The sequence below is a fragment of the Sphingomonas sp. BL-S-25 genome (assembly GCF_055521555.1).
Genome location: NZ_CM145486.1, coordinates 4438204 through 4450616 on the forward strand (window position 1 = coordinate 4438204; position 12413 = coordinate 4450616).

General features: G+C 67.9%; 13 protein-coding genes. 5 read left to right on the forward strand and 8 right to left on the reverse strand.

Annotation, left to right across the window (positions count from 1 at the left end; translation table 11 throughout):
• Window positions 1–4: 4 nt before the first annotated feature.
• Together ACZ1H8_RS21445 and ACZ1H8_RS21450 are read left to right on the forward strand one after the other, a co-directional pair.
• Complete coding sequence (locus tag ACZ1H8_RS21445) at window positions 5–712, forward strand: META domain-containing protein (RefSeq protein ID WP_465179268.1); 708 nt, start codon at window positions 5–7, stop codon at window positions 710–712.
• Window positions 713–858: 146 nt separating this feature from the next.
• Window positions 859–1491 carry a TonB family protein gene (locus ACZ1H8_RS21450; RefSeq protein WP_465179269.1) on the forward strand — a complete coding sequence of 211 codons (633 nt, stop codon included), beginning with the start codon at window positions 859–861 and terminating at the stop codon, window positions 1489–1491.
• A gap of 82 nt (window positions 1492–1573) precedes the next feature.
• On the opposite strand, the gene ACZ1H8_RS21455 is transcribed toward ACZ1H8_RS21450, so the two are convergent.
• Together ACZ1H8_RS21455 and ACZ1H8_RS21460 are read right to left on the reverse strand one after the other, a co-directional pair.
• Window positions 1574–2326 carry an AAA family ATPase gene (locus ACZ1H8_RS21455; protein ID WP_465179270.1) on the reverse strand — a complete coding sequence of 251 codons (753 nt, stop codon included), beginning with the start codon at window positions 2324–2326 and terminating at the stop codon, window positions 1574–1576.
• Between the two features lie 5 nt (window positions 2327–2331).
• Window positions 2332–3600, reverse strand: a complete 1269-nt coding sequence (locus tag ACZ1H8_RS21460; RefSeq protein WP_465179271.1) for a DNA recombination protein RmuC — start codon at window positions 3598–3600, stop codon at window positions 2332–2334.
• Between the two features lie 88 nt (window positions 3601–3688).
• Here ACZ1H8_RS21460 and ACZ1H8_RS21465 point away from each other — a divergent pair, with 88 nt between their 5' ends.
• Entirely contained in the window at window positions 3689–5365 is a 1677-nt protein-coding gene (locus tag ACZ1H8_RS21465) for a formate--tetrahydrofolate ligase (RefSeq protein ID WP_465179272.1), read from the forward strand.
• Between the two features lie 48 nt (window positions 5366–5413).
• On the opposite strand, the gene def is transcribed toward ACZ1H8_RS21465, so the two are convergent.
• Window positions 5414–5941, reverse strand: a complete 528-nt coding sequence (def, locus tag ACZ1H8_RS21470) for a peptide deformylase (RefSeq protein ID WP_465179273.1) — start codon at window positions 5939–5941, stop codon at window positions 5414–5416.
• A gap of 48 nt (window positions 5942–5989) precedes the next feature.
• On the reverse strand, window positions 5990–6586 hold the full coding sequence (gene recR, locus ACZ1H8_RS21475; RefSeq protein ID WP_465179274.1) for a recombination mediator RecR: 597 nt from the start codon (window positions 6584–6586) through the stop codon (window positions 5990–5992).
• Window positions 6587–6641: 55 nt separating this feature from the next.
• Here recR and fmt point away from each other — a divergent pair, with 55 nt between their 5' ends.
• Entirely contained in the window at window positions 6642–7550 is a 909-nt protein-coding gene (gene fmt, locus ACZ1H8_RS21480; RefSeq protein WP_465179275.1) for a methionyl-tRNA formyltransferase, read from the forward strand.
• Window positions 7547–8287, forward strand: a complete 741-nt coding sequence (gene truA / locus ACZ1H8_RS21485) for a tRNA pseudouridine(38-40) synthase TruA (protein WP_465179276.1) — start codon at window positions 7547–7549, stop codon at window positions 8285–8287. Before fmt ends, truA begins: the two co-directional genes overlap by 4 nt.
• Here the strand turns inward: truA and ACZ1H8_RS21490 are convergent.
• The 4 genes from ACZ1H8_RS21490 to ACZ1H8_RS21505 all read right to left on the reverse strand — a co-directional run bounded on the left by ACZ1H8_RS21490 (window position 8278) and on the right by ACZ1H8_RS21505 (window position 12371).
• Window positions 8278–9474: a class I SAM-dependent RNA methyltransferase gene (locus tag ACZ1H8_RS21490; RefSeq protein WP_465179277.1), complete on the reverse strand. Its 1197-nt coding sequence runs from the start codon at window positions 9472–9474 to the stop codon at window positions 8278–8280. The two genes, truA and ACZ1H8_RS21490, sit on opposite strands and share 10 nt — an antisense overlap.
• The gene (locus tag ACZ1H8_RS21495) at window positions 9471–10844 is read right to left on the reverse strand and encodes an NAD(P)H-hydrate dehydratase (RefSeq protein WP_465179279.1); all 1374 of its coding nucleotides are present in this window, start codon (window positions 10842–10844) and stop codon (window positions 9471–9473) included. The genes ACZ1H8_RS21490 and ACZ1H8_RS21495 overlap by 4 nt, the downstream gene beginning before the upstream one ends.
• A 76-nt stretch (window positions 10845–10920) precedes the next feature.
• Window positions 10921–11640, reverse strand: a complete 720-nt coding sequence (locus ACZ1H8_RS21500) for an N-formylglutamate amidohydrolase (protein ID WP_465179280.1) — start codon at window positions 11638–11640, stop codon at window positions 10921–10923.
• The gene (locus ACZ1H8_RS21505) at window positions 11637–12371 is read right to left on the reverse strand and encodes an enoyl-CoA hydratase/isomerase family protein (protein ID WP_465179281.1); all 735 of its coding nucleotides are present in this window, start codon (window positions 12369–12371) and stop codon (window positions 11637–11639) included. Before ACZ1H8_RS21505 ends, ACZ1H8_RS21500 begins: the two co-directional genes overlap by 4 nt.
• Window positions 12372–12413 lie beyond the last annotated feature (42 nt).

Genomic DNA, 12413 nt, shown 5'->3' on the forward strand with positions numbered 1-12413 from the left:
GATCATGAAGACGCTGATGACCGCCGCGACTGCGCTGTGCGCGCTTGCCGTGCCCGCCCTTGCCCAGCCCGCCGCGCCGTACAAGGCGCTGGGCACCGAGCCCTTCTGGTCGCTGTCGATCGACAAGAGGTCGATACGGTTCGAGGCACCGGGACGGCCGACGGTCACGGTGCCGACCCCGCGGCCGATCAACGGCTTTGCCGGCGAGATCTATCGCACGCGCCGCGTCGATGTGAACATCGTCCACAAGAGCTGCAGCGACGGGATGAGCGACCGCAGCTTCCCGGATACAGTCACGGTCCGCGTCGATGGTCGCAGCTTCAATGGATGCGGCGGCACGCCGGTCGGCGGCGAGCAGCGGTCGGTCGTCGATGGCGACTGGGCGGTGGAGAGCATCAACGGAGCCGTCGTGCCGCGCGGTGCCGATGTCCGCGTCAGCTTCCGCGAGGGCCGGCTGAGCGGCAATAGCGGGTGCAACAGCATGAACGGCTCGTTCCGGCTGGAGCGCGGCTTCCTGACCACGGGCCCGATCGCGACCACGCGCCGCGCCTGTATCGGCCGGGCAGCGCAGCTTCAGGAGCGCAACCTGCTCGCGGCGTTCGGCGAACGGCTGAGCGTCAGCCGCAATCGCGGCGGTAAGCTCATCCTGACCGGACGCGGTGGCAAAAAGCTGGTGCTTGCGCCGATGCAGGGCGGGCCGCGTCGGCGTTAGCCGTCCTCGATCTTTCGATCCCAGCTAACGGTGAAGGCCTAGCCATCATCCCGCGGAAAAGCGTTCAAATCGGATGATCCTGAAATCACGCTATTGAACGTTCTGGCTTAGCCACGCATCGTCCTCCTCAACGCTAGGGGTCGACGATGCTTTCCGCCGCTATTCTCCTGCTTCATCCCACACTTGCCCAAGACGGCGATAGTGCGACTGCAGCAAAGGCCCCCGTGCTCCAGCGCGGCGCGACGATCGTGACCAACCAGGATTACCCGGAGGATGCTCTTCGACGAGGAAAGGCCGGCATTGTCTCGCTTCGGCTATTGGTTTCCGCCGAGGGTAAGGTCACAGACTGTCAGGTGACCGAAAGCACGACCTATCGCCCGCTCGATACTCGAAGCTGCTGGCTGGTCAAACGACGTGCGGTGTTCGACCCTTCGCGAAATGCTCGGGGCGAAGCGGTCGCGGGAATCTATCGTCTGTCGATCGCGTGGGGCGTCGGCGGGACTATGCCCACGAATTTGGCCGATGCTGAACTTAAGGGGAAGTCGATCCCGTCCGACTATCGCAATCCGGCGCAGGTCGTCCTTATCTTCGATGATAAGGGCCGCGTAACCGAATGCGACATAAAGACGCCAAGCGGCAATGCGGAATTCGACAAAGCCGCATGCACTTATGGCCGCCGCGTCGCGATCAAGGCACCCAATGCGGCAGGCCGCGACATTCCCGTCGTCGCGGTCCGGTACCTCACGGTCAAACTGGTTCAGTCGAGCGACGCGAGCTGAAGCGTCGCTTGCCCGGCCCCGGCTTCAGAACCTACTAAGACAGCGGACGTCAATGCTGGCCATGCGCCCGACCTCGACCGGCCTAATCAGCCAACATATCGCCAACGATGCCATGGGGATCGAGTGCGAACTGGCGGATCATCCGGAAGTGATCGGTGTCCTCGAGTTCGACCGGTTCGAGGCCATATCTGCCCATTCGCATCAGCCGAGCGTCGGGCAGCGCCATCAGGATCGGGGAATGGGTAACCACGATCACCTGGCTCTGCTCGCCGCGCTGCATCATCCGCATCAGCCTGAGGAAATCGAACTGGCGGGTAGGCGACAGGGCGGATTCGGGTTCATCGAACAGGAAGATGCCCGGACGCGTGCAGCGCTCCTCAAAGAAGCGCAGGAACCCCTCGCCATGCGAGTGCGACAGGAAATCCGCGGCGGGCGACTGAACCTCGTCAAGATAGCGCGCGACCGAGAAGAAGCTTTCCGCGCGGAAGAACCAGCCCTGACCGATCTTCGGCAGCCAACTTGCCTTCAGCGCGCCAGCCAGCGCACCCCCGCCCCGCTCGATCGCGCGTGAACTGTCGACTGCACGGTAACCCGGGCCGCCGCCCGACTCGTCGAAGCCGGCCAGCACCGCAATGGCTTCGAGCAGCGTCGACTTGCCGACGCCATTCTCGCCGGCGATGATCGTCACTGGCCGGTCGAAGGCCAGTTCGAACTGCCCGCTGCGGAAGAGCGGCAGGCAATGGGGATAGGCATCGCGGTCGGCCTCGATATCGGAGTCCAGCCAGACGCGCTTGAGATAGGGCGGCGGCAGGCGGGTATGCCGGGGCCTGGCCATTTTTGCTATTCCGCGCCGGCGATCAGCTTGGTCAGCGGCCGCGGCGCGGATTCGATGACGGGCAGCGGCTCGATCTCCTTGGTGCCGTTCGATACCTCCAGCGCCTCGAACCGCTTCGCCTGGGTCATCACCTGGCTCTCCAGGCTGCCGACCATCGCGTTATAGGCGCTGGTGGCGGATTCGAGGTTGCGGCCCATCCGCGCGACATGGCCGCCCATCGTCGCCAGGCGCGAATGCAGCTCCTTGCCCAGCCGGGCGATCTCGGCAGCTTCCTCGGCCAGCTTTTCCTGACGCCAGACGCTGGCGACGGTCCGGGCGATCGCGACGAGATTGGTCGGCGTCGCCAGCAGCACGCGGCGTTCGAACGCCCATTCCCAGAGGTGATCGTCCTGTTCCAGCGCCGCGGTCAGGAAATGCTCGCCGGGGATGTACAGGATCACATAATCGGCTGCGTCGCCGAATTGCTGCCAATAGGCCTTGGACCCCAATTGCTCGGCATGGCGGCGGATCGCGGCGGCGTGCGCCTTCAGATGCGCGGTGCGGCGCGCCTCATCGACTTCCTCGCTCGCATCGAGAAAGGCGTTGAGCGAGCATTTGGCGTCGACGATCAGCTTGCGTCCGCCCGGCATGCGGACCACCACGTCGGGGCGCAGCCGTCCGTCATCGGTCGTCACCGACACCTCGGTCGCGAAATCGGCGAACTGGGACAGTCCCGCCTGTTCGAGGACATTCTTCAGGCTCTGCTCACCCCAACGGCCGCGTGCCTTGGGGCTGGCGCGCAGCGCATTGACCAGCTTGGCGGTCTCGTCGCGCACCTGGGTATGGCCGGCATGGAGAAGGCCGACCGCCTCGCGCAGCGCCTGATAGCTGCCGACGCGCTCCTTCTCGACCTGGCTCAACCCTTCCTCATAGCGTTTCAGCGTCGCCTCGACCGGCTGGAGCAGCGACTTGAGATTCTGACCCGCGGCTTCCTCGGACTGGCGAAACCGCTCGTCGGCGCGCTTGAGGAAGGCGTCCTGCGCCTGGCCCAGCACCCGGCCGGCGAGCTCGGCGAAGCGCGTCTCGAGCCCGCTGGTCTCGGCCCGGAGCGTCGCCAGCTCGACCTGGGCGCGACCCAAATCGGACAGCGCCGCACGAAGCTCGGCATCACGGGCATCGCGCTCGCCGCGCATCTGCGCCCCGCTGCGCCCGCCGAGCAGCCAGCCGACGGCCAGCCCCGCGAGCAGGGCGATGACGACCAATATCAGGGCAAGCGCGTCCAAACCGACCTCCATGGAACGAAAAGCGAACTTACCGGCGATGCGCGCCCTCGGCAAGGCCGCGTCTTGCGCCCCGCGCCGGCCTGACTATGGCTGCCGCGCGATGCTGTCCGATATCGAAATCTCCCGCGCGGCGACGCTTCGTCCGATCCGCGACATTGCCGCCCGTCTCGACATTCCCGACGAGGCGCTGGAGCCCTATGGCCGTGACAAGGCCAAGGTGTCGCTCCCCTGGCTGCAGCAGCGCCAGGCGGAGAGCGGCGCGGGCGGCAAGCTGATCCTGGTCACCGCAATCAACCCGACCCCGGCGGGCGAAGGCAAGACGACGACTTCGGTCGGGCTCGCCGACGCACTGTCGCGATTGGGCAAGCGCGTCGCCCTGTGCCTGCGCGAGCCATCGCTCGGGCCGTGCTTCGGGACCAAGGGCGGCGCTGCCGGCGGCGGCTATGCCCAGGTCGTGCCGATGGAGGACATCAACCTCCACTTCACCGGCGATTTCCACGCGATCACCAGTGCGCACAATCTGCTTGCGGCGATGATCGACAATCATATCCACTGGGGCAATGCGCTCGACATCGATGTGCGGCGCGTGACCTGGCGCCGCGTGCTCGACATGAACGACCGCGCGCTGCGCGACATCGCCCAGTCGCTGGGCGGGCCGGCAAACGGCTATCCGCGCGAGAGCGGGTTCGACATCACCGTCGCGTCCGAAGTGATGGCGATCCTGTGCCTCGCCAGCGATCTGGAGGATCTGGAGGCGCGGCTGGGTCGGATCGTGATCGGCCAGACGCGCGACAAGTGGCCGGTGACAGCACGCGACCTGAAGGCGGACGGCGCGATGGCGGTGCTGCTGAAGAATGCGATCCAGCCGAACCTGGTCCAGACGCTGGAGGGCACCCCCGCCTTCATCCATGGCGGGCCGTTCGCCAACATCGCGCATGGCTGCAACTCGGTGATCGCGACCCGCGCCGGGCTGGCGCTGGCCGATTATGCGGTGACCGAGGCGGGGTTCGGCGCCGATCTGGGCGCGGAGAAATTCTTCGACATCAAATGCCGCCAGGCCGGTCTGAAGCCGGATGCGGCGGTGATCGTCGCAACGGTTCGGGCGCTGAAGATGAATGGCGGCGTCGCCAAGACGGACCTGGCTGCGCCAAACGTGGACGCAGTGCGACTGGGCAGCGTCAACCTGATCCGTCACCTGGAGAATATCCGCCAGTTCGGCGTCCCCGCGGTCGTGGCGATCAACCGGTTCCATACCGATACGGACGAGGAACTGGCCGAGCTGCTCGCCATCACCGCAACGCATGGTGCCGAGGCGGTGATCTGCACCCATTGGGCCGATGGCGGCGCGGGCGCAGAGGCACTGGCGCAGAAGGTCGTGGCGCTGACCGATCGCGGCGGCGCGCAGTTCGCGCCGCTCTATGACGATGGTCTGTCGCTGTTCGAGAAGATCAACAGCGTCGCGACGCGCATCTACCGCGCCGAGGCGGCGGTGGCCGATCCCGCGGTGCACGCCAAGCTGGCGGCATGGGAACAGGCGGGGTTCGGCCATCTGCCGGTGTGCATGGCGAAGACGCAGTACAGCTTCTCGACCGATCCCTCCCGGCTGGGCGCGCCGACCGGACATATCGTGCCGGTGCGCGACGTCCGACTGGCCGCCGGGGCCGGCTTCGTCGTGGCGATCTGCGGAGAGATCATGACGATGCCCGGCCTGCCGCGGCAGCCTGCGGCTGAGGCGATCCGGATCGATGAGCAGGGACAGGCCGTCGGGTTGTTCTGACGGACGAACCGAAGATCGCCAGACCCGAACTTCCCGGCGATCAATGACTTAGGCCGCGGCCTTGCGAGCCTTGTTGAGCTTCTTCATGATCATGTCGCGCTTCAGGCGCGAGAGATGGTCGATGAAGACGATGCCTTCGAGATGGTCCATCTCGTGCTGGATGCAGGTCGCCCAGAGCCCCTCGAACACCTCGTCATGCGCCTCGCCCTTCTCGTCGAGCCAGGTCACGCGGCAGCGCGCGGGGCGTTCGACATCGGCGAACTGGTCGGGCACCGACAGGCAGCCCTCGGTATAGAGCGACTGGTCCTCGGACGGATCGTGGATCACCGGGTTGATGAAGACGCGCGGATCGCGGATCGGCTTGCCGTCCTCGCCCTCCTGCTCCTGCAGGTCCATGACGATGACGCGCTTCGGCACGCCGACCTGGATCGCGGCCAGGCCGATGCCCGGGGCATCATACATGGTGTCGAACATGTCGGCGATCAGGTCGCGCAATTCGTCGTCCACCTGGTCCACCGGGGACGAGACAATACGCAGCCGGGGATCCGGCACTTCGATGATCGGAAGCAAAGCCATGGTGCGAATTTAGGCTCTGCGGCCGATTCTCGCAAGATCAGGACGTGGCTAGGCAACCGGGCGCCGGGCGCGCAGCGCCTGGGCAAGCGTGCCCTCGTCGAGATAGTCGAGTTCGCCCCCCACGGGCAGGCCGTGCGCCAGCTGGGTGACGCGCACCGGATAGGTCTCGATCCGCTCGGCGACATAATGGGCGGTGGTCTGCCCCTCCAGCGTCGCGTTCATCGCCAGCACCACCTCGTCGATGCCCCCGTCGGCGACGCGGCGCACCAGGCTGTCGATCGCCAGATCCTCGGGCCGCACCCCCTCCAGCGCCGACAGCCGGCCGCCCAGCACATGGAATCGGCCGGGAAACAGCCGCGAGCGATCGAGCGCCCACAGGTCGGCGACCTCCTCGACCACGCACAAGGACCGCGCATCGCGGCGCGGATCCGCACAGATCGAGCAGGGATCGGTCGTGTCGACATTGCCGCAGATCGAGCAGGTACTCAGCCGCTCGCTGACCCGCGTCAGCGCCAGCAGCAGCGGGTCCAGCGCCGTCTCGCGCTTCTTCAGCAGGTGCAGCACCGCGCGCCGTGCCGATCGCGGCCCCAGGCCGGGGAGCCGCGACAGGGCCTGGGTCAGCGCTTCGATTTCGGGGGATGCCATGGTTCGGCAGACATAGGGGGTTGCGCCCGCCTCTGCCAAGCGGTTGAGGGGAGCAATGCGGATCATCTTCATGGGAACCCCCGAATTCGCCGTGCCGGTGCTCGATGCGCTGGTCGAGGCGGGCCACGATATCGTCGCTGCGTACAGCCAGCCACCGCGCGCCGGCGGCCGTCGCGGCAAGGCGCTGACCCCCTCCCCGGTCCATGCCCGCGCCGAGGCGCTGGGGATCGAGGTGCGGACGCCATTGTCGTTCCGCAAGGAGCCGGATGCGGTCGAGGCGTTCGCGGCGATGGATGCCGATGTCGCGGTGGTCGCCGCCTATGGCCTGATCCTGCCGGTATCGGTGCTGGAGGCGCCGCGTCATGGCTGCCTCAATGTCCATGGCTCGCTGCTGCCCCGCTGGCGCGGCGCCGCGCCGATTCAGCGCGCGATCCTGGCCGGCGATACCGAGACCGGGGTCGGGATCATGCAGATGGAAGCCGGGCTCGACACCGGCCCGGTCCGGCTGGAGGATCGGACGCCGATCGATCGCAAGACCGCGGGCGACCTCACGGACGAGCTGAGCGCGATGGGCGCGCGGTTGATGGTGACGGTGCTTGCCGATCTCGATGGCCATCCCGCCGTTGCCCAGCCCGAGGAAGGCGTGACCTATGCGCCGAAGATCGACAAGGCGGAGGCGCGGCTGGCGTTCGACCAGCCGGCCGAGGCCGTCGAGCGGCAGGTCCGCGCCTTCAATCCTGCGCCCGGCGCCTTCTTCGAAGTCGCGGGCGAGCGCTTCCGGGTGCACGCCGCGGACATCGTCGAGGCCTCGGGTGCGCCCGGCGCGGTGATCGACGAGCAGTTGACCATCGCCTGTGCGCGGGGCGCGATCCGGCCGACGCGGATCCAGCGGGCGGGACGCGGCGTCATGACGTCTCGGGAGCTGCTGCGCGGTTTCGCACTGCCGGTGGGTACGCAGCTGTGACCCGCTTTGCGCTCACGGTCGAATATGACGGCCGGCCGTTCATGGGGTGGCAGCATCAGGATCACGGGCCGAGCGTGCAGCAGGCGATCGAGGATGCGCTGCACGCGATCACCGGCGAGGATGCGCTGGTCCATGCCGCCGGGCGCACCGATGCCGGCGTCCACGCGCTGGAGATGCGTGCGCATTGCGACGTCGCCAAGGACATCGCCCCGTTCCGCCTGATGGAGGCGCTCAACGCCCGGCTGCGGCCGAACCCCGTGGCGATCCTGGGATGCGAAATCGTGCCCGACGACTGGCATGCGCGCTTCTCGTGCCTGGCGCGCCACTATGAATATCGCATCGTCCAGCGCCGCGCGCCGCTGACCTTCGAGAAGGGGCTGGCCTGGCGCGTCCCCAACCCGCTCGACGCCGATGCGATGCAGGAAGGCGCTCAGCAACTGGTCGGCCGACACGACTTCACCACCTTCCGCTCGGCCCATTGCCAGGCCGACAGTCCGCTGCGCACGCTCGACCGGCTCGATGTCGTCCGCGAGGGCGACCGGATCAGCGTCTTCGCCTCGGCCCGGTCCTTCCTTCATCATCAGGTCCGCTCGATGGTCGGTTGCCTGGCGCTGGTCGGCCAGGGCAAGTGGACGCCCCATGACATGGGCATAGCGCTGGCGGCACGCGACCGCGCCGCGCTCGGCTTCAACGCGCCGTCCGACGGCCTCTATTTCCTGCGCGCCGACTATCCCTGACGGGTGAACTGCGCGGCCAACTCGACATGGGTCGACCAGCGGAACTGGCCGACCGGCTGGATCCAGTCGAGCGCATAGCCACCCTTGCACAGAATCTCCGCATCGCGCGCGAAGGTGCTGGGATTGCAGGAAACAAAGGCTACCTTGGGGACGATCGAGGCGGCGATCTCGGCGCTCTGCTCCTTCGCGCCGGCGCGCGGCGGATCGATCACCACTGCCTGGAAATTGTTGAGCTCCCGCGTCGTCAGCGGACGGCGGAACAGGTCGCGATGGTCGGCGAAGATCTGCCGCCCCGCGCGTCCGGCGGCAGCCTTCAGCGACAGGACCGCATCGCGCGCAGCCTCGCCCGCATAGACTTTCGATGAGGGGAAGGCGAAGGCGAAGGTTCCCAGCCCGGCGAACAGGTCGGCGATCGCCGCGGCGCCCCCGGCGACCTCGCGGACCGCCGACACCAGCGCCGCCTCGCCCTCCGGCGTCGCCTGGAGGAAGCTGCCATGCGGGAACGGCACCGGCACGCCGCCCAGCGTGATCGTCACCGGGTCGGGCTCCCAGCGCGTGGTCGGCCCCAGCCCCTCGTCCATCGCCAGTCGCGCGAGCTGGTGACGCTGCGAGAAGGCGGTGAGCGCTTCCGCCGCGGCGAGCCCCTCCGCCTCGACCCCGTCGATCAGCACGTCGGGGCCCTGGTCGGTCAGGGTCAGCTGGACATTGATCCGCCGGCTGGCGGGCAGCACGGTCGCGAGCAGGCCCCGCAGCGGCCCCAGCAGCGCGAACAGCCGCGGATCGAGGATATGGCACTCGTCCAGGTCGATCAGGCGGTGGCTGCCCTGTTCGGTGAAGCCCAGATGCACCTGCCGTCCGCGCCGTTCGGCATGGAGCGTCGCGCGGCGACGGGTGCGCGGCGCCGACAGCGACGGCGCGCGAATCTCGGTCTCCAGCCCGTGCTGCGCCAGCGCGACGCGGATCCGCTCGACGATGAACCCACTCCAGCTGGCATCGTCGAGATGCTGGAGCTGGCAGCCACCGCACTCGGGAAAATGCCCGCAGGGCGGAATCTGATGGTGCGGCCCGGGCGTCAGCGTGCCATCGGCAGCGACGCGGTCGCCCGGCGCCGCCAGCGGCACATGGCGGCCATCGGCGGTCACGCCGTCGCCGCGCGCCGCGACGCGAATGACTTCTTCCTCGATCACAGACACTCCGACATCGCCTGGGGGATATGGCCGACCAGCGCATCGGCGACGAAGGCCGGACCGGCATGACGCGCGGCCGCCGCGTGGAGCCAGACCGCTGTCTCCGCCGCTACCAGCGCATCATCGCCGCACGCGACGCGCGCCGCGAGCAGCCCGGCGAGCACGTCGCCGGTCCCCGCCGTCGACAGCCAGGGCGAGGTATGCGCCGCCACCCGAACCGCACCGCGCGGATCGGCGATCACCGTGTCGCCGCCCTTGTGGACGATCGTCGCCTGCGCCTCTGCGGCGGCGGCCAGCGTCCGGTCGATCTTGCTCCCGCCCTCCTCGCCGAACAGCCGGTCGAACTCGCCGCCATGCGGGGTCAGCCAGGAAGGCGCGGTTCGTGCCTGAAGCCAGCGCGCGGCATTGCGGCCGAGCAGGCTGAGCGCATCGCCGTCGAGCACCAACGGATGGCTGGTCGCAAGCACCGCCTTCAACATGCCCTCCGCACGCCGGTCGCGGCCCAGGCCAGGTCCGGCGACCACCACGCCGATCCGCGGATCGCCTAGCGCATCGGCCAGATCCTCGGCACCCGCCACCGCCTTGCGCACGATCGCATCGACCCGGCTCGCGGGATCGGTGCCGATCAGCATGACATAGCCCGCCCCGGCCGATGCAGCCGCGCCAGCCGCCAGCCGGGTGGCCCCGGGCATCGCATTCTCGATCACCGCGACCATGCCGCGGCTATATTTATGGTCGAAGGCACCGGGCGTCTCGATCCGGGGACGCGCCAGGCTGTGCCACGCGGACTCGACCGGGATGCCGATATCCGCCAGCAGGACATGACCGCATTTCTCCAGCCCCGCCGCCAGCACATGCGCCGGCTTCAGCGCGGCGAGCGCGACCGTGGCCGAGACGCGAGGCGCGCCAAAATCGGCGCCGCTATCGGTCTCCAGGCCCGAGGGCAGATCGATTGCCAGACTGAACTCGGCGCCCTTGGCCAGATCGGCAAGCAAGGCGCGGGGGCCGCGATCGAGCGCACGGCTCATTCCCGTGCCAAACAGGCCGTCGATCAGCACCGGCCTCGGCCGCGCCTTGTAGAGCGAGGTGGTCGCCCCTTCCCAGCGTTCGAACATGGTGCGGGCGGCCGGGGTCTGGGGTTCGCCCATCGCTGCCACCGCAACGTCCTGCCCGCCGGCCCGCAAAAGTCGTGCGGCGACAAAGGCATCGCCGCCATTATTGCCGGGACCTGCGAGAACAAGGATCGGACGGCCCATCGCAAATCGCACCGCCTCCCGGGCGATCGCCGCCCCCGCCTGCTCCATCACGTCAAGCTGCGGCACGCTGCGAAAATGCGCATCCTCCGCCGCCCGCATCGCTTCGGCGGTCACGACAGGGACCCCAGCCGGAATCATGACATCGACCCTGCAAACATTCCGATAACCGTCTGATTATCCTGAAATAGAATCATTTACCGAGTACCTCGCCCAGATGCTCAGCCAGTTCCCCGATTATCCCGGTCCAGCGACCAACGCTCGCGGCGTCACGGATCAGATCGTTGCGGATTTCCACGGCAAATGAGGGGATGTCGTTAGCCTCGGCATGCCGGTTCAGCGTCGCGTTCAGTGCCTTGCCCGAATAGGGCTCGTTATCGCCCACAATCAGCCCGCGACCACGCAGCCATTCGATCGCCGGGCGGGCGATCCTCGCATCCTCATTGTACAGGATGCCGATCTCCCACGGGCGATCGATCCCGCCCTGTTCCAGCTTTGGGGTGAAGCTGTGGATCGACAGGATGTACTGGGGCCGCCGCGCCGCGATCCATTGCTCGATCGTCGCGTGATAGGGAATATGGAAGCGCCTCAGCCGATCCTGAGAATCGATCTGAGCATTGCCCGGTATCTCATGGCCATCGCTGGCCTGAGGAATCAATCCAGGATGATCGGGCTCGCGGTGCAGATCGATCACCAGTCGCGATATCGTGCCGAGGATCGCAGGCGCGTCCAGCCGTGCGGCGAGCGCGCGGGTGACGTCGGCCGCACCGATATCGATCGCGATATGCAGGTCGAGCAGCGCCGGATCGATCCCCAGGTCGATATCGTCCGGCACATGGGCAGAGGCATGGTCGCACAGCAGCAACAGTCGATGCGCCGCGCCGTCGATGATCTCTGCCGGAGCGACGCTCATTGGAACACCGGCCGGCGACGCTCGCGGAACGCCGCCCGCCCCTCGGCAAATTCTTCGCTGTCGAAACACGCATCGAACGCATCGTCCAGCGCGGCATCGCTGGGGTCGGTCAGCGCACGCTTCAACAGGCGCATCGCCCCCGGCGCGTTTGCGGCGATCCGGTCGGCAAAGGTCCGCGCCAGCGGCCCGGCATCTTCCCAATGCAGTTCGACCAGTCCCATCGCATGGGCGTCGACTGCCTCGACGATCTCGCCGCTGAACAGCATCCGCGACGCATTGCCGCGGCCGATCTGCGCCGACAGCCGGGCGACGTCCTCGCGCGGATAGCCGATACCCAGCTTGGCCGGGGTCGCCGCGAACTGGGCGCCCTGCCCCGCCACCCGCAGGTCGCACGCCAGGATCAGCGCCACCGCCGCGCCATAGCATCCGCCGTCGACCGCAGCGATCACCGGCATCGGCAGCGCGGCGACCGCCTCGATCGCGCCGCGCATCGCCAGTCGGAAACGCGTCGCATCGCCGGCCTCGAAGCGGGAGAATTCGGCGATATCGGCACCGGCGGAGAAGATCAGCGGTACGTGCGACTGCAGGATCACCACTCGCGCGTCGCTGTCCGCCAGGCTGGCGGCGGCCTCGCTCAGCGCCTGCCAGCCGGCGATCGGCAACGCGTTGCGCGCCTCGGGCCGGTTGAGGGTCAGGGTGGCGATCGCGCCGTCGCGCTCGAGCTGGATCATCGCGCCGCTCTGCCCGATCGCGGCGCGGCTGTCATCCCGCGG